21 protein-coding genes are annotated in these 18,607 nt (G+C 63.5%); 11 read left to right on the plus strand and 10 right to left on the minus strand.

Annotated features, from left to right (window positions below):
- Window positions 1-251: transposase (locus K7711_RS46410; protein WP_222979474.1), on the plus strand; the 251-nt coding region annotated here is incomplete at its 5' end.
- Between the two features lie 186 nt (window positions 252-437).
- Here K7711_RS46410 and K7711_RS46415 read toward each other — a convergent pair.
- Together K7711_RS46415 and K7711_RS46420 are read right to left on the minus strand one after the other, a co-directional pair.
- Complete coding sequence (locus K7711_RS46415) at window positions 438-1,664, minus strand: helix-turn-helix transcriptional regulator (protein WP_222979476.1); 1,227 nt, start codon at window positions 1,662-1,664, stop codon at window positions 438-440.
- A gap of 42 nt (window positions 1,665-1,706) precedes the next feature.
- Entirely contained in the window at window positions 1,707-2,135 is a 429-nt protein-coding gene (locus K7711_RS46420) for an NUDIX hydrolase (RefSeq protein ID WP_222979479.1), read from the minus strand.
- A 97-nt stretch (window positions 2,136-2,232) separates the two neighbouring features.
- Here K7711_RS46420 and K7711_RS46425 point away from each other — a divergent pair, with 97 nt between their 5' ends.
- Window positions 2,233-3,093, plus strand: coding sequence for a TauD/TfdA family dioxygenase (locus K7711_RS46425; protein WP_222979481.1), 861 nt, complete (start codon window positions 2,233-2,235; stop codon window positions 3,091-3,093).
- Between the two features lie 49 nt (window positions 3,094-3,142).
- Here K7711_RS46425 and K7711_RS46430 read toward each other — a convergent pair whose 3' ends face one another.
- The 3 genes from K7711_RS46430 to K7711_RS46440 all read right to left on the minus strand — a co-directional run bounded on the left by K7711_RS46430 (window position 3,143) and on the right by K7711_RS46440 (window position 6,628).
- Window positions 3,143-3,706: a hypothetical protein gene (locus tag K7711_RS46430; protein WP_222979483.1), complete on the minus strand. Its 564-nt coding sequence runs from the start codon at window positions 3,704-3,706 to the stop codon at window positions 3,143-3,145.
- On the minus strand, window positions 3,706-3,969 hold the full coding sequence (locus tag K7711_RS46435; RefSeq protein WP_222979485.1) for a hypothetical protein: 264 nt from the start codon (window positions 3,967-3,969) through the stop codon (window positions 3,706-3,708). The genes K7711_RS46430 and K7711_RS46435 overlap by 1 nt, the downstream gene beginning before the upstream one ends.
- Window positions 3,970-4,264: 295 nt before the next feature.
- Complete coding sequence (locus K7711_RS46440; RefSeq protein WP_222979487.1) at window positions 4,265-6,628, minus strand: hypothetical protein; 2,364 nt, start codon at window positions 6,626-6,628, stop codon at window positions 4,265-4,267.
- Between the two features lie 794 nt (window positions 6,629-7,422).
- Here K7711_RS46440 and K7711_RS46445 point away from each other — a divergent pair.
- Both K7711_RS46445 and K7711_RS48245 read left to right on the plus strand, forming a co-directional pair.
- Entirely contained in the window at window positions 7,423-8,151 is a 729-nt protein-coding gene (locus K7711_RS46445) for a DUF6082 family protein (RefSeq protein WP_222979488.1), read from the plus strand.
- Between the two features lie 1,194 nt (window positions 8,152-9,345).
- Window positions 9,346-10,320: a hypothetical protein gene (locus tag K7711_RS48245; protein WP_235748877.1), complete on the plus strand. Its 975-nt coding sequence runs from the start codon at window positions 9,346-9,348 to the stop codon at window positions 10,318-10,320.
- A 62-nt stretch (window positions 10,321-10,382) separates the two neighbouring features.
- On the opposite strand, the gene K7711_RS46460 is transcribed toward K7711_RS48245, so the two are convergent.
- Entirely contained in the window at window positions 10,383-11,825 is a 1,443-nt protein-coding gene (locus tag K7711_RS46460; protein ID WP_222979489.1) for a PIN domain-containing protein, read from the minus strand.
- Between the two features lie 861 nt (window positions 11,826-12,686).
- Between K7711_RS46460 and K7711_RS46465 the strand changes: the two genes are divergently transcribed.
- The 5 genes from K7711_RS46465 (at window position 12,687) to K7711_RS46480 (ending at window position 14,746) form a co-directional block, all read left to right on the plus strand.
- Window positions 12,687-12,884 carry a hypothetical protein gene (locus K7711_RS46465; RefSeq protein ID WP_222979490.1) on the plus strand — a complete coding sequence of 66 codons (198 nt, stop codon included), beginning with the start codon at window positions 12,687-12,689 and terminating at the stop codon, window positions 12,882-12,884.
- A 43-nt stretch (window positions 12,885-12,927) separates the two neighbouring features.
- On the plus strand, window positions 12,928-13,224 hold the full coding sequence (locus K7711_RS46470) for a transposase (RefSeq protein ID WP_222979497.1): 297 nt from the start codon (window positions 12,928-12,930) through the stop codon (window positions 13,222-13,224).
- Window positions 13,225-13,298: 74 nt separating this feature from the next.
- Entirely contained in the window at window positions 13,299-13,730 is a 432-nt protein-coding gene (locus K7711_RS48250; protein ID WP_308015254.1) for an IS3 family transposase, read from the plus strand.
- A complete protein-coding gene (locus tag K7711_RS48255) occupies window positions 13,669-14,133 on the plus strand; it encodes a DDE-type integrase/transposase/recombinase (RefSeq protein ID WP_308015255.1) in 465 nt (154 codons plus the stop codon). Before K7711_RS48250 ends, K7711_RS48255 begins: the two co-directional genes overlap by 62 nt.
- A gap of 97 nt (window positions 14,134-14,230) precedes the next feature.
- The gene (locus K7711_RS46480) at window positions 14,231-14,746 is read left to right on the plus strand and encodes a hypothetical protein (protein WP_222979499.1); all 516 of its coding nucleotides are present in this window, start codon (window positions 14,231-14,233) and stop codon (window positions 14,744-14,746) included.
- Between the two features lie 32 nt (window positions 14,747-14,778).
- Here the strand turns inward: K7711_RS46480 and K7711_RS46485 are convergent, their stop codons facing one another.
- Entirely contained in the window at window positions 14,779-15,189 is a 411-nt protein-coding gene (locus tag K7711_RS46485; RefSeq protein ID WP_222979501.1) for a hypothetical protein, read from the minus strand.
- Window positions 15,190-15,794: 605 nt separating this feature from the next.
- Between K7711_RS46485 and K7711_RS46490 the strand changes: the two genes are divergently transcribed.
- Entirely contained in the window at window positions 15,795-16,040 is a 246-nt protein-coding gene (locus tag K7711_RS46490) for a hypothetical protein (protein WP_222979503.1), read from the plus strand.
- Window positions 16,041-16,418: 378 nt separating this feature from the next.
- Here K7711_RS46490 and K7711_RS46495 read toward each other — a convergent pair whose 3' ends face one another.
- The 3 genes from K7711_RS46495 to K7711_RS49505 are packed head-to-tail and all read right to left on the minus strand — an operon-like array spanning window position 16,419 to window position 18,073.
- Entirely contained in the window at window positions 16,419-16,712 is a 294-nt protein-coding gene (locus tag K7711_RS46495) for a colicin immunity domain-containing protein (protein ID WP_222979505.1), read from the minus strand.
- Window positions 16,713-17,708, minus strand: a complete 996-nt coding sequence (locus tag K7711_RS49200) for a colicin D domain-containing protein (RefSeq protein WP_222979507.1) — start codon at window positions 17,706-17,708, stop codon at window positions 16,713-16,715. It abuts the gene before it with no gap.
- A 20-nt stretch (window positions 17,709-17,728) separates the two neighbouring features.
- Window positions 17,729-18,073 carry a DUF6317 family protein gene (locus K7711_RS49505; protein ID WP_372460269.1) on the minus strand — a complete coding sequence of 115 codons (345 nt, stop codon included), beginning with the start codon at window positions 18,071-18,073 and terminating at the stop codon, window positions 17,729-17,731.
- Between K7711_RS49505 and K7711_RS49510 the strand changes: the two genes are divergently transcribed.
- Complete coding sequence (locus tag K7711_RS49510) at window positions 18,068-18,445, plus strand: YbaB/EbfC family nucleoid-associated protein (RefSeq protein WP_222979511.1); 378 nt, start codon at window positions 18,068-18,070, stop codon at window positions 18,443-18,445. The two genes, K7711_RS49505 and K7711_RS49510, sit on opposite strands and share 6 nt — an antisense overlap.
- Window positions 18,446-18,607: the final 162 nt, after the last annotated feature.

An 18,607-nucleotide genomic window follows, 5' to 3' on the forward strand; every position in this document is an offset into this window, starting at 1 on the left:
CGATCATGACCAAACGCCGCGGCAGCGACCTCGACGCATGGATCGAGCAGGTCCGTGCAGCCGATCTACCCGAACTCAGCCCCTTCCTGCGGGGCCTGGACCAAGACCACGATGCCGCCGTCGCCGGACTCACCCTGCCCTTCACCAACGGCCCCTGCGAAGGCGTCAACACGAAAACGAAATTCCTGAAACGCCAAATGTACGGCCGCGCCGGATTCCAGCTCCTCCGACACCGAATCCTACTGGGGTAGAATAGAATTCGTTACCACCGAAAGTGCGACAGAGCCGGTTCGGTGACAGGTCCTCAGCCCACAATTTGCTCGACACACGATGGTGAACAGTCGACGCTCGCCGCCACCCGGATAGCGAGGCCCGGACCGCGCATCAGCCAACCGGTCGATCTGGTCGGTGGTGCCTGAAGTACGCCATGGCGCGTCTCATCTGCGCTGGGACAGCTGAGACTGGAGGCGCTCGAGTGCCGCGAAACACTCGACAGTCGATTCGCGCATCCCCGATTTGCCGGTTGCCCTGATTGCCCGCTGAATCTGATGCGGTAGATGGTGAAGTTCCGCGGACTGCACCGCCTCGGCGAATGCCGTTGCAGCGGTATCTATTTCGCCGATGGCAGCTAGGACTTCGCCGGTGGTCACTCGCTCGATGGTATGCCACTGCGGTGCCGCCGGGGTGCCGGCCGGTTCGCTGACTCGTCGGCTCGCCTGACCGATGCGGCCGGTGCCCATCAGTCCGCGAATCTCTATCTCGCGCAATGTGAATGGCTGGAACAGTAGGCCGCTGCCCAGGTGGCGGTCGAGCAGGTTGCGATAGGCACTCAGGGCGTTGTCGAAGGTGTCGGCGTCGCCGAGTTCGCCTGCGGCCCTGCACAGGAACGCGAGCGAGCCACCCCGGTCGGCAGGGTCGGCCGATAGCTCCAGCGACTGTTCCAGTCGAGCAACGGCCGCACCGGGTTGTCCGGACTTGCGCAGTTCGTTGCCGTGCATTCGAAGCGTGTGCGCATGAAACACCGGTTCGCCGAGGTGGGCCGCCACTGTCACCGCCTGGCCGGTCCATCGGGCCGCCGCCCAGAGCCGTTCTTCGGGCAGGACGGTACCGAGCGACACCCCCAGAGCGGTGCGGGCCTGTGCCAGCAGAATCAAACTGTCGCGCTCCATATGCCCCTCGGCGGCGCGAGCCTCCAAACGGGCCACCAAGGGCCACAGCTCGTTGACGGCTTCGACAGCGTGACCGGATTGGCGGGCAATCTCGGCGAGCCGGACGGTGCTGTCCCCGAATTGGAGCATCGCCCGGTATTCGGCATCGTCGATACCGGTGACGCCCAGCACGTGAGCGGGCAGGCCGATCCGTGCGGCGATGTGCCGTCGACTGGTCACGTCGGTGATCGCGCGCTTGCCGGTTTCGATCATCGAGACATACGAACTGTCGTAGCCCAGCAGTTCGGCCAGTGCGATTTGATTCAGCCCATTGATGCGACGGTAGGTGCGCAGGATGGTCGGCAAGTCGCGCGTGGCGAGCGCGGTTGCCGCTTCCGGTGAGGCCCACAGCCACACAGCCGACGTAATAGAGGCGGCCCGGACGGCCGGGGCCGTGGTGCCGTTGCTGGCGGCGCAGGTAGGACACACGAGTTCGGCTGCATAGGAACCGATCACGACGCCGCAGACTTCACACCTGCGCCCGACCACCACCGCCGCCTAGACGTTTTCTGCGGCGCGCAACTGCGCGAACCACGTCATGATCGACCGCTTGTACCCCTCAGGCATGTTCAACCCGGCAATATCGCCCTCCGCGAACAGCCCGACCTCCTTGTGCTCATGAGAGAGCACGGGTTCGGCATCAGTGTCCGGATAGCAGCCGTAGGTCACGATGAACACATGCTTCTCGGCTTCGTTGATGTAGTAGATCCACGAATCGAGAATCGGCCCGGTCGTCACCGGCCACCGCGTCTCTTCCGAGATCTCACGGGCCACGCACTCCTCCGGCGTCTCGTCCGGTTCGATCCGGCCGCCCGGTAGCTCCCACTCCTCACGCTCGTTCTTCAGCAGCAGCACCCGGCCGTCACGGACGACCACACCCTTGATCGAAATCGAATACATATGCGGCACGTAACCGGAAGCAGTCATAGCAGCGACGCTAGCAGCCCAAACACCCCGAGGGCGCGGCGTCGAGATGACAATCTGTCAGTGGATCCCCCAGCACACACCGGCGCACCGTTGAGAGATGTTCGTTGACTTGCAACAAGATTGGGCCGCCAAGATCGCAGCCCAGCTCACCGAGGACGGGATCGCTCGCTTCGACGGCATCCGTACCCGAACCCAACTCGTCACGCTCAGCGCATCGCTAGGCGCGATCATCGCCCACCGTGACAGCGACGATGACGGCGTGACCACGCTCGAGAACCGGGCAGAACTCGGCCAGCGTCTCGGGTTCGCAGGCTTCGGCACCGGTGCCCTGAAACCACACACCGACCGCTCAGGCGTGATCGACCCGCCCGCCCTCCTGCTACTGGTATGCGGCCACAAGAGCGCATCGGGTGGTGAATGCCTCGCAGTCGACGGCCGCAGCGTCTACGCCGATCTGACGCACACCAATCCGCGAGCGGCACAAGCCCTAACCCGGCCCCGCACAGCACTTTTCGGCGGTGCATCCGGATACCTGGGATCGGTGTTCGAACACACCCAGGGCGGGCGGATACGGATTCGCCTACGTATGGACGGCCTCGTCCGGTACTCCCCGGAAATCACCCCGTCGCTCCCAGCGCTGACCGCTGCCATCGAACGACACACAATCCGGTTCGCACTCGAGCCGGGCCAAGGCTACGTCCTGCACAATCATCGCTGGCTGCACGGTCGGACCGCGTTCACCGGAGATCGAGTCATGTACAGGCTGAGCCTGAACCCGCACCCGGAGTTCGCAATCCCCTCGGGCTTCCAGCTACCAGACATCGCGGCGGTGGCCTTATCAACGTCGGCTACGACACCGTCCGCATCACCATCCAGTTCGAGATCCGCTTCGACGACCACCAGGCACAGCTGCCCTGCAGCACGACCCGAGCGCCAAGAGATAACAGGTGCGTTGTGACTGAATCCCAGTAACTGCCCCACCACCCCGCGGCCTGTGTTCGGCACGATCACCGAGTTCGGGAGTGACCTGAGAACTGCACCCAGGATTGCCGAAAAAGCTGATACAGCACGCGGGTTCGAGGGCTGAGCATGTAGATGACTACTCCTGTAACGAGAATTAGCATCTCCAGCACCGTAACCCAGACCGGGGTGTGCTCTCCCCAGATGAGAGAGGTAAGTATTCCGATGACCAAGCTGGACGCGACAAATCCGGACCCGAACGCGCGGTTGAACAGCAACCGGCGGGCGCGCGTGAGCACCCGCTGTTCGGCCGCGCGCTCTTCCGCGGACGCTTCCGGCTGTTCCCCGTCCTCGTCCGCCACCCGTATCTCGGCCAGCCGCAGAGCGATCTGACGCTCGATCGTGTCCTTGCCCTCGAGCTCCTGCGGCCAGTCCCGATAGATCTTCACTAGCGTCTCGAGTTGCTCGTGCGGCGCCTTGTGGTCATTCCACCGAGCAACCGTGGCCGCGATGATCGCCGCCGCGATCACCCCGAGCGGCGCAAGGACCGGAAGCCAGTCGACGAGGGCGGCTCCACGCGGTTGGTCCGCAGCGGCAATCACAGATAACATCACCGAATCCTGTCAGTAACCAACGCTTTTCGGCCCCAGTTCAGTACCCGCGCGGTAGTGCTCGACGATCCAATGATCATCTCCGGTCGCCCGGGAGCGCCGCAAGCATCGACGCAGGTATCAACGACCGCCTCGCATTCGAAGTATTGATGCGTGCGATGTCCAAGCACGGCCGCGGCGGAATAACGCTGCGTGGCGAGTCCACCGAACATGACAATTCCGGGGTCGGCTCGGCTGATCTCAGCCGCCGTCACGCCGCTCATCCAGGGCCTGCTTCGGCAGGACTTTATCGTCGAAGGCTCTCGATGGCAGCGAAAGCGGGTAGTCGACTGCGCGACCGTAGGCGGCGCGAAGTCTGCGGTCATCGTGGCCGAGCGGTCCGCACTGCACCGCATCCGGCACCTCTGCGGGGCGTCCGCAGAAACTCGGGGCAGAACCTCGTGCGCTTCGCCCGGTCCGACCGCCCTCACGGCCGTCGAGGGGGCGATCGGACCCACTCGTGTACCGGTGCGACGGTTGCGAACCAGCGACGGCCTCACCTGCACAAGCGAATCGCCGTTAGTCGGTGACGATCTGGTCGGTGACCTCGGCACTGCCCAGGCCGGTGATCGCGCGTAGTCGGACTGGACGTGCGTTGTCACGATTGTGGTATCCGACCGCTGCGGTCATTGCCGTGATGCTGGCGCTGTCCCAGCTGCTCTGCGTAGTGGCCAGGATTATCTCGTCTGCTTGCAGTACTTTCGCGATGGTGATCCGCTTGCTGACAGCGCGATTCCGCTCGACCTTGTTGGCACCGAGTCTATCGTTGGATTTCGCCTCGGCCACCGCGAGCTGGCGATCGGTCAGTGCGAGCAGATCGGTCTCGCTGTGCTTGGAGTTGTCGCTGCCGATCAGGTTGAACTCGGCCACGTCGGTGAAACCGCGGCTCCCACGGCGTAGGTGGTGGGATAACAGCAGCGGGACATGGCCGTTGGCGCCGACCAGTGTCCGGGCGGTGGGGTGCAAGTCGTAGAACCACCGGGGCTCGTCGAATGGCTCGCGCCATCGCGCTCGGGTGAGTGTGCTCTCGCGCAGGCAGCGCTGGCAGCGGACCGTCGAAGCGATGTTGTCGATGGCGACGAACGAGACGTGGGTGCAGTAAGCGCAGCCCAACACCAGACCTCGTATGAGGAACCCACGCTCCACCAGGTGATCGACGCGGTCTCTGAGGTCGATGTCCCTTTCTTGCCGCGACTGCTCGCAGATCCCCCGGAATGTCAGGAACGTCTCGTTGTGCACAGTGCAGCCCTGGTCCCTAGGGATAGATTCGGTGGCGGCGCGATCGGTCACGAATGCCCGCAGCGCGTGCGCCAGTGGCGTGGCGAACAATTCGGCGAGCTCGTTGCGGCTACCGAGGACCTCGGCCAGGAGCTCGGCGTTCGCGCCCGGGGACGACAGCGTCACCGTCATCTCGTGTAGACGTGCGCGAGCTCGGGCCCAATCCAGCAGTGACGGAAATCGGAGTTTGGGCCTGGCCAGCCGCCATTCGAGAGCGGCACCCGCGGCAACGAAGTCGAAACGGCCGGATTCGAAAGAGATTCCGGACCGGCTGGACCGGACGAAAGTGGCGTACACGGACTCCCCGGCGCGCAGCAGATCAGCGGCCGCCACCGGCCGCGACCCCGGGACGTCGTGACCGGGCAGGCTCATCTCCACCTGCCACGACAGCGTGGCGATGTTTCGCAGCTCGTCGGGTTCGATCGCTGGGATCGGCGGCAGTGTCTCGAACACCAGCGAGCCAGCGCTATCGGTCACGGCCGCCGTCCACTGCGTCGCGTATTGCCCCCGAACAGTGAACTGCCACTTGTGATTTCGACCGAAAGGCAGCGAGTCCACGGCGACGACCTCGACGGCGCCGACGTCCGCACCGATCGGTTGCCCGTCAGGGTAGGCGTCGGTAATTCGTTGTGTGAGTTCATCGACGAGGGCGCGCAACCGATCCGGCTGGAGCGATGTCGAGGTGACCACGACTTTCCGGGCGACCTGATAGTTGCGGTAGAGCACTTGTTCCAGTCCGAAGGCGACCGACTCCTGAGTCGATTCTGTCGACCACCAGTGCTCTGGCACCCATATGCCCTCACCGTACGTGCGGTCCCAGGCCATCGCCAACGCGAAATCCGGTGCGTTACCGCCCCAGACCACCAAAGCTGGGACCTGCCCGGGCCCGATTTGGCGCATCTGTTCCAGCCCGATCGAGGTCCGCGAGAATTCGGTCTGTACCTCCCGCGCGCCGGAATCGAGAGTGGTGACGCCCCCGAGCCCGATCGGCGCTGCCCCGCCGAGCAGGGCGTAGATGGCTCGATGTCGAGTCCGCTCATCGATATCGGCGTTACCGGCGACGGTCGGCGCCATTCTCAGCCCCCACGCGGCTGCCGCAGCAACTCCCAGTGCGTCGTTCAATCCGGGCGCGGCTCCCGCCACATTCCAAGCGGCTAGCAGGCCGAGGTCGTCGATGGCAGTCAATGGCGAGACATCGCCCAGCTCGTAGAACGGCATCCGTGCATCGCCTGGCTCTGGAACCAGCACCGACTCCGCTTCCTGCATGCGGTAATCCGAGCATGTGCTCGACAGTGACTGGCGAGCACGCTCACCGGCGTCGACCTCGCCGGCGTTGGCACTGGCGACAAGATCATCACGAAGTTGCAGGACATAGTCCGGGTCATACTCACGCACCGCGGCCATCACCGCTGCAGGCACGACGCCGTCGTCGTCATAGGGGACAACAACGAATCCGGCGCCGCCCCATGCCTGCGTCGCAGCGTATATCGCACGCCGTGCGGACAAGTGCCAGTCCATGCCGCCGGGAACCACGAGCGCGACCCGCGGAGCCCGCAAAACCATCTGCGCGGTCACCGACCTTGTGCCGCTCGCAGGCTGTGTCACCAGAATACGATCGCACATCACGCCGCGCCGACGACCGGCCCACGCCCTGGATCGGCACGGCAGGACCCATCGAACGAGTCCACAGCACCTGCGCCAACTCCTCGTCGTCCACGTCGTTGTCAGCCGCAGCGACAAGCGGATTGACCGAATCCGCTTGTCGCTGCGCATGCTTCAACAACTCGACCGGAGACGCGCCGGACGGTAGCGTGGGGCGGTTCAGTCGGCCAGCCGACGCCCGGCCTCGATGGCGCGTCGACGAGGAAATTCTCTCCGGGCCAGTACACCTCCAACTCGAATTCCAGCAGTGCCTTATCGATCAGTCGGTTCACGGTGGCGGTAAGAGCCAGCGCTTCGTAGATGGTCCGCAGTGTGGCAGGCGAATCCGCTGGGTCAGCCGCTGGACCTGCTCCACCATGGTGTGCAGCAGGTCCAGCGCTGTTGCAGGATGAGTCGTCGGCATAGCCGGCATCATCCCGGCTCTACACCCACGACTCACCGATCTTCGCCTCAACCGAACACTGTCGACCAACTGTCGCGCGAATCCGATGGTCTCGCCCGGCTACTACCGCTGCTCGAAGCGCCGGCCGATACCCCCGGTGGTGAGCCGTGCGGGTGAATAGGTTTCAGCAGGGCCCGATGATCGTCGATTGGTCGCGGCGTCGCCTACCCTTGCTATGAGCGGGTAGGAACTGGGGGCGATCGGCATGAATTTCGCAGGACTGCGGAGAACGATCTCTGTCGCTGGCGTAAGGCTCGTACGTTGGTGCGGTTCCAGATCAGCTGCATCACTTGGAATGGCTGTTGCAGTCACCACCGCCGGACTGGCCGTGGTCCTGCTGTCGCCACTCGTGTTGTGGGTGCTGGCGAAGGCTCCGGGCGTCAACTGGAGCCAGCTCCAGCAGGTTAGCCAGACATACGGTGCGACATCAACGATACTGTCCGCACTCGCGCTTGTAGGCGTTGCCGTTTCTGTGTTCTTGCAGGTTCGGCAGTCTCGTGCCGGTGCGACTGAAGCAACAAACAGGTTCCGGCTGGAACTTGTCAAATTGGCGGCTGATGAGCCCACGACGTATCTTCCGTGCCTCGGCATGCCGAAAGACGGACAGACGACCGATGCGGCACGCCAACAACTCTTCACGCTCCTGTGGATGCAACACCAGTTCTTGGGTTTCCAAGCTGGCGCCGTCGATGAGTTTGCCCTGCGGAGCGACGTGCTGGCCTGGCTGTTCCGTGGCGAAGTGGGGCGCGAATACTGGGCAGAGGCTAGGCACCATTGGCTGCAGGAGGGACCTGGGAGAACCCGGACACACGTGCGGTTTGCACGGATAACGGACGAGGAGTACGAGCTGGCAATCGCGTCGGGGCCCGCGACAGTCCCGAGAATCCCTACCCAGGAAGGTTTTCCCGCTCCCGCACCGCCCTCTGCGAACTCGATCAAATACTGGCGTCCAGCAGCTACGGCCGTCCTCGGTCTCGTTACCGGTGCCGGTTTCACGTTGACATACTGCCGAAAGGCGAAGTGACCCAAGCATTCGGGGTATCTGCACGGGATCCGTTCCAGGCCAAAGCGTCCCGAACCTGGCAGCTCAGAGAGTCCTGGTCAGCCCCGAACTGGCCGACATCCTCAGCCCCATCGTGCAGCGCTCTCGCACCCTGGACGGCTCGATCCCGCTGATCGTCTCCTACGACATCACGGAGAGAATCTGGAACCCGCCCATGCCGGTGCTGTTTCAACGCGGAATTGGCAACAAACGCCGCGCCTTCGCCCGACCACGATCCGCAAGCTGCTCATCAACGCCCTCGCCGCAACCCGGCTCCTCGCTCCGAACGGCGACCCACGGATCTTCAGCCCCCACGACTTCCGGAGGATTGTCCCTGGACAACTATCACGGGTAACACGCCGGCACCCCAACTGCGACCGGCTGCGGGGTCTGTCCAGGTAACGGCTCTGCTCACACTCGGTGGAAACAGGTTCTGCTCTACCCGAGTAGGATTTGATGGCGAAGTAGGGGAAGGCCTGCGCGGCAGTACATTTGGCGCTTGGCGCCCACGTGACCGGTGGCCGCGATATTCGTACCCATCCTGAACCACCCTGTGGCGAACAGAGTTTGATGCATACATTCGCCACACTCAGGGACTGTCTGAGATCCGACACTCCCCACACTCACGTCCACACCGGCGGTCATGGATCTTGATCGGTTCACCGTCCGGAAGGTCCGCCACCGTGACGGTCGGTTGTCGCACTGGATCTTCACCCCGGCCGGGGAGGTGCACCGTCCGTCGCTCGCGGTGCTGACAAGGTATGGGACGTCGACGCAGGAGACCTACGCCTACAGCTTGGTCGATCACCTGAACTGGCTGTATGTGAACAACCGTGGGCCGGACACGGTCACCTTCGATGATCTGCGCCGCTACATGAACGGCGGGACGGGTTCGACAGTGTTTACGGCATGGTCTGGCGCAGGCCGGGACAGAAGCCGCTGGGCCCGTCGGCGGCGGGCAATGTCGCTACGGTGGTCTGTCGTTGCGGGTGACCGTCGAGGTCCGGCCGGATCTGGTCGAGGCGTTGACCTCCGGCCGCAGCTTGGCTGGTGGTGGTCGGCGGTCGGTCGAGTCGAATCCTCTTGCCCCGCGCAAGGGTTCGCGTCGGCCGCGGTTCTTGCCAGACGAGGTCGTCGAGGCGTTGTTCGAGCCCGGGGTTCTCAGGACTGCCCGGGATGACATGGTTGCACGACGGTGGCCTGCGCGTCGGTGGGCTCTGCGAGCTGCGGTTCTGTAACCTGCACCTGACTCGGAATCACCCCTGCGGGCAGCGCGCCGATCCGCATGTCCACGTCGTCGGACGCGACGACAATCCCAACCGGGCTCGCGCGAAGTCCTACGTCCCGGCGACCCCGGCCCGAGACGGTTACACCGTGGCGGACGGGGTGATCCGCGCGGTCTCGAATGACATGATCAGCACGTTCTACGCCTACCTGCTCGACGAGTTCCGCCCAGCTCGATCTGCGCAGCCCTGTCCACGACTACTTCGACCCACTGTTCTCCACCGGATTCGGTCTGGGGCAACTGAACTCGCCCGACGAGACCGTCTGACCACAGCGCCACCACCAGAAAGCCTAAACCCTTTGGCACACAGCACACGTCGCCGGCCCGTCGAAGCGATCGACCAGCGGTCCCGCACCGGCACCGACTGCGAGAAACGGGTCCGGAGGGCCCTGACCAAACTCGCTAAGAACGGTGCGCCATTCACCATTGAAAACGTCTGCGACCTGGCAGGCGTCGGCCGTACGTTCATCTACGACAAACGCCGCCCAGAGCTGACCAGGACAGTGCTGGGCGGCCCGGGACGCTTCCCAAGCTATCAGCGCCGAGCGCGCCAGCAGGCCCTCGATGCCGACGCTGCATCCTGGCGCGAACGCTCCCTCAACGCCGAGGCGCTCGTCACCTCGCTACGCGCTGCGATCAAGGACCGAGACGCCCGCATCAGCGACGTGACCGGGCAACTTTACAACCCCGAAGGAAACCACCATATCGACGAAAACGCCAAGCTCAGAACGCTTCCCGTGACGCTGAACGAAAACCTCACCAAGGCCACCGGCGAGAACCGGGCCCTCCGCCGATCTCTCGACGGAGCCCGGGCCAACGTCAAGCGCGAACGTGAACGCAACGTCACCCAGATCTTCTGTCAGTGAGGCAATCGCCCAAGAAGCTGGCCGTTCGCCTCCGACACGCGTCACTCGCCGAGTTCTACGTTCTATTCTTCTGATTCGGCGTTCGCTGGATTGTGGGACCTGCTGTCATTCCCGGTCAACAGCCGCAGTCCTGCGCCGGATCCGGATTGCGGCCTTCTCGCTGGGGAGCCTGAAGGCCCCATCAGGTAGTCAATTCCAGTGGCCTTCGCGAACACGTCGTTGATCGTTGACTCCGACACATTGGCAGCCAGCTCGGCCCGGAAGGTCGCGCTCGTGTCAGCCTGCACGTTCGCTACCGTGCTGGTGAGCTGCGTACTCAGCCTGGCGAACTGGCCGGTAACCGGCGGCCGGTATTGCAACTCACGGTTCGCGATCGCATCAGCGAGCGTCCATCCCTGGCGATCTTGCCGGGTGAATGCAACCCCTGCGAGTCCGTCCCACCGAGGACGCATCGGATCATCCGGCAACGCCTCAGCGGAGGTCACAACCAGATCCTGGAGCTCCCCATCCATGGAGACAGTGACATCACCAAACAGGCGGAGCTGTTTGGTCTCGGTCTCGCCGGTCAGATCCTCACGGACAAGCGCGATATCGATCTCGGTATCGACAACGAACCGCGCCGTGCATCGCGTCTCACCACGACCTGCCCCTTCGCTGAACGACCAACCCTCGCGTTGTTCCCGTGCATCCGCGATCCGCGCGGCCACAGCCTGCAGGGGCAGTGCCGCCTGGCGAGGACTGAGATCCAATCCCCAGGCAGCCTCCACGAGCCGCTCCGCGAGCATCCCCACGTCGATTCGATCAACCAGTCCAGCGAGATCGGCGTCTGCAATAGGCGCGAACCGCGCTGCGAAATGTTGTTCCAGCCGCTTCACACTGACCACGTAATGCACTCGTCCCGATAGGTCGCCGTCGTCCAGATCGGCCATGAGATCGTGGTGGAACAGGATCGGACAGTCGTCTCGCTCACCGGTTTTCACCCCGGTCCAGTTGCCCGCCACCGGCCCGAAGTCCTGGTGGTTGTCGCTGACGAACCACACCTCCTCGTCGGCATTTTCATGCGCGACAGCCATGACCGTGAACCAGATCAGAGTGTCCCGCAAGCAGTCTTTGTCCTTGTCTTTCCGATACGGGGCGAGCTTCGCCGAGGAGCGGCGAGCGAGCTCCATCAGGTCGACCTGCGGCGGCGGCACGACGAATACACCGATCTGATCGAGATGACCACGAAGCCACTGCTCATAGCCCTCGGAATGCCTGTCGATCGATGCCAACATCGAGTCCTGCGCCTCGGCGAGCCCAAACTGACGGACCTTCAACGACGCAACTCGGTCGCGCTCCTCGGCCCACAATCGACGCACCACGTTCACCGTCTCCATCAGCACAACTTCCGGCACGACAATCCGCACACTCCAGTCGTGCTTCTTCTCAACCAGGGACAACCACTCCGGACGACGCAATCCAGGCGAGGCGGCAAGGACGTTGGAGTCCACAACGACGATAGACACCACGACATTCTTACCCGTCCATCAACACCGCCGACGCGCGGTCTCCCAACCAATAACGACGTGTCACGAACGCGTTCTCGACGCTCCACCTGCGCCTATGGCGTGTCCACCGGCGTGTCGTCCACTAAGCGCCAGTTCGACCAGCTTCGTCTTGGTGTTGGCGCCCTTGGTTGGGCAGGGTCAGACCGTCTACCACGGCGTCGTGGTCCTGATCGAGTCCGGCCTTGCGGACCTCCCTCATCCAGTAGTCCGGATCGGCGCCGCGCTGCTTCTCCCATGAGTCAGGCGATCTCGCGCCAGGCGGCCAGTCGGATTCGGCTCGCAGGACACGATTCGGATCGCTCTCGCAGCCCCCGGATCGTGTCTGCGTATGGCGGGGACTTGTCGGCGGATTTCGGGCGAATCAGCCATCGGGTGCGCTCCTGCTGTCAGACGGCGGCACTCCCCGTCGCTCATTGAGTGCCTCCGAGCACCCGAAAACGCTGCGTCACAACGGAAAACAGTCATCAGCCGCCGACAGCCAGGATGATCACCGCCCCCTGCTCCCACTCGTGGATCAGGTACGACGCCACGTTGCTCTGTTTTCGGCCAGTGCGGAACCCAGGAACCACGGTCTGGCGATTGTGTTGCACCTGTTCGAGAATCAAACGGGGTAATCAACTGGAGGTGGCGATGGACAAGGGCAAGACTCGCAAATCTCACCGACGCACTGGCCCAAGAGTGGCTCCCGACAGCCGCATTCGGCCCCGTCCCCAAGCCACCTCCAACGCTGAGAATCCGGCACCACAAGCCAAGCATTCCGTTGTTCGATGGGTGCTGACGCGGGCGATTCCCGCAGTCTGCGGGGTAGTTCTCACGGGTATGGCAGCGGCGTTCTGCGCCACTCGCAACAGTGATGTCTCCGACGATCTGGCCACCGGCTCACCGATCGGCATCACCGTTCAGACCAAGGACACCCTCGACGACAACGGAGCATGGTGGTTCCCGAGCAAACTCGTGACATCGGGCAGCACGATATCGGAAACGCAACTGTCCCAGATCATGTCCGCGGGTCTGTGATTCCCCTCGTACCGTGGAGGCCTGATCATTGAGGAAAGGCCTGATGGCGGAGAAGAGACGTAAGTTCGATCGAGATTTCCGTGAGGGAGCGGTCCGGATCGTGCACGAGACTGGGCGCTCGATCGCGCAGGTGGCCCGGGAGCTGGGTATCCACGAGGGCACCCTGGCTAACTGGGTAGCGCGCGACCGGCAGCGCCACGCTGGTGCCGATGGTGGCTGGCTGAACGAGTCCGAACGCGAGGAGCTGCTGCGGTTGCGGCGCGAGAACGCCGAGATCGCGATGGAGCGCGACGTGCTCGAGCGATCGGTGGTCCTGTGGGTGAAGGAGGCGACCAAGTGAGCGTGGCCCGGTTCATCGCCTCCCAGAGGACCGAACACGGTGTCCCGCACGCCGTTTGCTGCCGCGCTTTGGGGGTGAGCGAGTCGTGGTTCTATAAGTGGCACGACCGACCGCCCACACCCCGCCGCCAGCGGCGCGAGCAGCTGACCGAGGCGATCCGGGTGGTGTTCGAAGACTCCGGCGCCACCTATGGCAGCCCCCGCATCGGTGACGAGTTGCGCGAGCACGGCTGGCAGGTATCCGACAACACCGTCGCCGCGATCATGGCCGAAAACAACTGGGCCGCACGGAAAGTGAAACACAGACGTGGCTGCACCAAGCCCGGGAAACGGCCCGTGGCACCGGACCTGGTGCGCCGCCAGTTCACCGCGGTCGCCCCGGACGTGTTGTGGTGCGGGGATGTCACCGAAATACCGACCGAGGAGGGAAAACTGTATCGCGGCGGTGGAGGAACGGTTCTCCGGCCGGTTGCTCGGCTACGCCACCAGCGCCCACCACGACGCTGAATTGACCTGTGCCGCACTGCGAATGGCTGTTGCCACTCGCGGTGGCAATGTCGAGGGAGTGATCTTTCACTCCGACAGGGGCAGCGAGTACACCGCCGCGGTGTTCAACCGGCTCTGCAAGGCCACCGGCGTGGTGCAGTCCATGGGCCGGGTGGGATCGGCCCTGGATAACAGCCCCGCCGAGGCGTTCAACTCCACGCTGAAAGTCGAATTCGTGCACCGGCATCGGTTCCGCACCCACGCCGAAGCGAGACTGAAGATCGTCACCTGGATCACCGGGTTCTACAACCCGACCCGGCGACACTCACTCTGCGGCGGAATGGCACCGGTCGACTACGAAACCCACATGGCCACCGTCCGAGCGGAGGCCGCCGCGACCTGGTCACGAGACGAGGCCGCATAAACGAACCCTCCACACTTCGAGGGGATTGACAGGTCCGAAGGTGGACACGTACGAGACGACGACGCTGTTGACCGTCGAGGGCAGGCGCAGCCACCCAGTGGTCATCACCGACATCCGTACCAAGATCCTCAACCGGACCTCACCCGCATCGGGCGGCACGGTCGTCGTGTATCCGCCCCAAGGGCTGAACGACACGATCAAAGCCGGGCTTGATCTCGACGAAACGACTCCACGAGCACGCACAGTGCTCGATACCGGTGATCTGTCCACCCAGCACCTTTTCGACACCAACCACACGGTCAGTCTCACCAACGGTGAAGTCGCGACGTTCGGCATCAAGGCCATGACCACACAGTCGGACGTGACCTATGACCTGGTGATCGATGCCATCGTCGATGGCCGACCGACTCACCAAGAGGTAACCAATGGGGCGCAGCCGTTTCACACACGGGCATTCGCGGCAGCGTACGACCAGGTCCTGGGATGGAGCACCGCCGCGGATACGGATACGTCCTCGTGGGCCACTACCGACCTCGAGTCCGCCACGTCGGCCCTGTGCGACACATCGTGCAACGCGCCGGTCCCGCTGAAGCCGCCGCCCCCGCCAGGGTAGGCGCCCGCACCTCACTCGTAACCACAGAATTTCTAGCCATTCTGATCAACCAATTGCAGTGTGAAGCTCACGTTGCGATGCAGGACACTGCCGTCACGCCAAAGATCGTAGACGACAGTCACCAACGCCCTATCCGCCGCTGCCGATGCACCGGTGATATGACGTCGGTTCAGCTGATCGCGCAACTCCTGGTCGTGGTGGGTATTACTGATCAACCCCTCGATGTACGTGCTGACCTCAGCGCAGCTCAGACTCCGCACCCTCGTGGCATCGCCGACTACCAGTGCACTGTGCCATGCGTCGACCACTTCGGCCGGAGTGCGCGGGGTGGTCGTGGGGCCGACGCTGCTGTCGCGATGGAGCATCCGTGAGCCAACAATTACCGCAGCCCCCACAGCCGACAACGAAACCACCACAACGACAACCCGTCTGGTCTTTCGCATGGTCGCCATCTTCGCATCAATTACCGGTGGACCGGACCCGTTCGGCCTCTTCATCGGGGACGAATAGCTCCTCTGTCCCAAATTCGGCTCTGTCCCAACACTTTCGGTGTGATGCTCAGTGGCGGGGTGATGTCGCGGTGAGCGCGAGGCGAATGTGCCTGCCGCCGTGGCAATTTCGGGGGTGCTGCCGCTGGTGTCGGAGGAATCGGTCGATGAAGATCAGCGGGTAGCGGTGCGAGCCCGGACGCGGGACGGCCCGGCCATCTGCCCTCGTTACGGGGCCTCCTCGGCGAGGGCGCACGGATACTGCCCGCGAACAGTAACGGGCGTGCCGCTCGACGGTGGCCCCAGGGTCGTGAGATTCGAGCCCGGCACCGAGTTTGCCCAACCATCTTCTGCCGCCGCACATTCCGTGAGCCCTGACATGCGGTCAGGTATTCCACGAATCAAGATCAACTGGCTACGCGACCGTTGCATCTCCGATATCGAATAGTCGGTTTACGGAATCGAATTCGCAGTACGCATCATCACCGAATCGGCCACCGGCCCGACAGCTCGGATCCATCCAGGAAGGCTACGTCGACGGAGCCGATCAATAGGAGCACGTGACCGTGTCGACACCCGCCTCCGATGCTCATCGTCGTGATGCAGACTCCACTGCATGGCACATCTGGGCACTCCCGCCCGTGACCGCGGGCATCGACCCGGGTGCGTGGATCGTTGGTGGTGCGGAACTGTCCGACGCGGTCAGCGCTGTGGCGGACCCGGGTGATCCCACCGGCCAAGCGGACGCGCTGGATTCGCTGCGCGCCACGATCGACCACATCAACTCGCTGGTCACGGCGACGTGACCTCGCAATAGCGACCGAGTCCTGACCGCGTGAGGGTCTCCCCCCTGCTCTGCTCGGCGTCAATCATGGTGACCGACAGGCATTGTCGGTGCCGGTCTGCGACCATGGATCGATGACATCGGGGGCTCAGGATCATCGCGGCACTGTGTGGACCGGCGAGGACTACCAGGAGCGCAGAGACGGTACGGTCAGTCGCACGGTGACCGGGCAGCCGACAACCTTCTCGATGCATGGTTCGTGAAGTTCGATGCCCAGGAACAGGATCCGACTGCCTGGAGCGGTGCGCCGTGAAAGTTCGCGCTGGAGAGGCCGGCGCTGCGTCGTGTTCAGCGACCCACCTCCCGCCCTGCCCCGGACCGGGCGTCCGTTACCGTCCGCCTACATCGAGCGAAGCGCGGTGTAGGCGTTCCGGGCGCAAGTCCGTAATTGTTCGTCGTCCAGGCCGCCGGCTTCGGCGCGAAGTTCAGGGTCCGAGACGTAGTCGTCGACGTCGCCGAACAAGCCGTCGAGGATGTTGAAGGCGTCGTCGGTAAAATGTGTCGTCTCGTTCTTGAATCTGGACAGGAAAGCCGACTCGAAATTCTCGGCGGAGAGGTTTCCGTCGACGAACTGTCCGATCAGTTCGAGGTAAGCCGACAGTGCCTGATTGGTGTCGGAGTTGATCTGGGGCATTTACCCACCACCTAGCTTTCCGTGGTTCAAGACGTGGTCTCGCTGCTGGTCGCTCAGTTTCCAGGCGGACACGAAGTCGCCGTTGGGTTTCTGGACTACGATCGTTTGGTCGTTGGGGCTGTAGTTGAGTATAGCCCGGTCGCCGCGATAGGTTCCGTCGATGTGGATGCTGTGTGGGTCGTCCACCTCGAACTGCACTGTGTTCGTGAACTTTTCGGCTCCTGCTTTACTCCACGGTTCGGTGATGCCGAAATCAGAGGCATGCTTGTACTTCTTTTGGATCTGTTTCTGGTCGATATTCATCGGCACCTTGGCGACAGTTTTCACATTCGGTGCAACGAGTTTGCTGTCGTGCCCGGCGTCTTCTTCGCCATTGGGAAGTTTCTTTTCCACCCGAGGGGGTGGCTCCTCGCGATACATCGGCGCATCCTCCCCGGACCCGCCTTCATTGAAGGGTTCGTTCAGTTCAGGTGAGGCGTGCATCGGATGGAACGCCGCGGTGATGTAATGCGCCGTGGTGGTGTCCGCAGACCCGAGGTTGGTCAGAGCATTCGTCACGGTTGTGGTGTGTGTCTGTGCTCCGCGGTCCAGCACGGCCAGTGCGGTGGGTGAGTGTTTCGACCCGAGCGTGAGTGCGGTGGCCGTCTGTGCGGCGGTGACGGTGACGCTGCCGTCGTCGGCGACGTGGTAGCCGTCGAGCTCGGCGTTGTGGATTGCTTGCAGGGCAGTGGTATTGGCGTTGCTGATCAGTTGATAGCCGTTACGGGCTGCTGTGGCTGCGCTGGTGAACGCGGATTGGGCAGTCTTGGCGGCAGTTGCCGCCACGGTGTGGCGGCCTCGCATGGCATCTCCGGCATCTCCACGCCAGAAGTCGGGCGATTCGTTCGACAGTTGGGACGCGCTGCTGGTGTGGCGTCCGATCTCATCGTGGGCGGTCTCCCATTCACCGGCCTGCCGGAGCAGCGGCGTAGCGTCCCAGGCTCGGGCCTGACACACCGTGGGACGGGGAGCTCCCACTACAGAGACTTCCGCAATGCCTCGATCCGCCGACCGAAATCGCTGTCGCATGTCTCATACGTGTCGGCGCTGGTATGCGTCCCGGCGTGCAGAGTGCGGTAGTGACCGGTGACTTTGGCAAGCGCCGCCTGGGCTACCTGCGCCCCGGCGTGACACGCATCGCCAGTGGCCGATTTTCCCAGGGCCGCGACAACTTCGGGCGTGTTGGCATTGGTCGTGAGCCCGTCGATGCCTCGAACAGCACGGTCGAACGTCGTTGCGAGTTCGCGTAGACGCTCCAATTCAACGTGCAGTTCACCGGCCATGATCACATCCCCCCAACGGCGTAGGCATCGTTGATGCATCGCAAGCGTACCCGCATCCGGCACAGTGAACGGTACGAAGGACGATCGGAAGGTGGAGACAGAGTGGACCCAATCGGCGATCCCCTGCAGGCTGCACACATAGCGCTGACCACTCAGCGAGCAACTGCGACATCCCCAGGCGGCAGCGTCACAGTCGAATCCGCCGCAGATGGCCGAATCCATGCGATCCGGCTCAACGATCGGGCACGCCGCGCTGACCCGGGCGAACTGGCGGCCACGATCGCCCAAGTCCACAACGCTGCACTGGACCAAGCACGGACCGCAGTCGCGGACACGATCTCACGCCTCGAAAGCGATCCGCATATCCAGGCTGCACGCCGCACGATCGCGGCGGCGCTCAACGAGACATAGTGAATCCCACGATCTTCAGCCAGGGCATAGTTCACACCTCGTGATCGCCCGCCGCGCCGTCATAGGGTCTATCTCGCTAACGGTGTTTCCGGCGTTGTCTCTCAGTAGGTTTGGGCGTTGGGCCAGCGGTCGGCGAAGGTGATCGCGAAAGCGTTGACCGCG

This window comes from Nocardia coffeae, from assembly GCF_019890715.1.
Taxonomy (GTDB): Bacteria; Actinomycetota; Actinomycetes; order Mycobacteriales; family Mycobacteriaceae; genus Nocardia; species Nocardia jiangxiensis.

Coding starts and splice junctions, on each gene's coding strand:
- K7711_RS46435 (WP_222979485.1), bottom strand. CDS start 3,969: ATGAGCGGCGTGACGGCGGCTGAGATCAGCCGAGCCGACCCCGGAATT.
- K7711_RS49505 (WP_372460269.1), bottom strand. CDS start 18,073: ATGCATCAACGATGCCTACGCCGTTGGGGGGATGTGATCATGGCCGGT.
- K7711_RS48245 (WP_235748877.1), top strand. CDS start 9,346: ATGACATGGTTGCACGACGGTGGCCTGCGCGTCGGTGGGCTCTGCGAG.
- K7711_RS46420 (WP_222979479.1), bottom strand. CDS start 2,135: ATGACTGCTTCCGGTTACGTGCCGCATATGTATTCGATTTCGATCAAG.
- K7711_RS46445 (WP_222979488.1), top strand. CDS start 7,423: ATGGCTGTTGCAGTCACCACCGCCGGACTGGCCGTGGTCCTGCTGTCG.
- K7711_RS46485 (WP_222979501.1), bottom strand. CDS start 15,189: ATGCGAAAGACCAGACGGGTTGTCGTTGTGGTGGTTTCGTTGTCGGCT.
- K7711_RS46430 (WP_222979483.1), bottom strand. CDS start 3,706: ATGTTATCTGTGATTGCCGCTGCGGACCAACCGCGTGGAGCCGCCCTC.
- K7711_RS46465 (WP_222979490.1), top strand. CDS start 12,687: ATGGCAGCGGCGTTCTGCGCCACTCGCAACAGTGATGTCTCCGACGAT.
- K7711_RS46470 (WP_222979497.1), top strand. CDS start 12,928: ATGGCGGAGAAGAGACGTAAGTTCGATCGAGATTTCCGTGAGGGAGCG.
- K7711_RS46425 (WP_222979481.1), top strand. CDS start 2,233: ATGTTCGTTGACTTGCAACAAGATTGGGCCGCCAAGATCGCAGCCCAG.
- K7711_RS46495 (WP_222979505.1), bottom strand. CDS start 16,712: ATGCCCCAGATCAACTCCGACACCAATCAGGCACTGTCGGCTTACCTC.
- K7711_RS49510 (WP_222979511.1), top strand. CDS start 18,068: ATGCATCGCAAGCGTACCCGCATCCGGCACAGTGAACGGTACGAAGGA.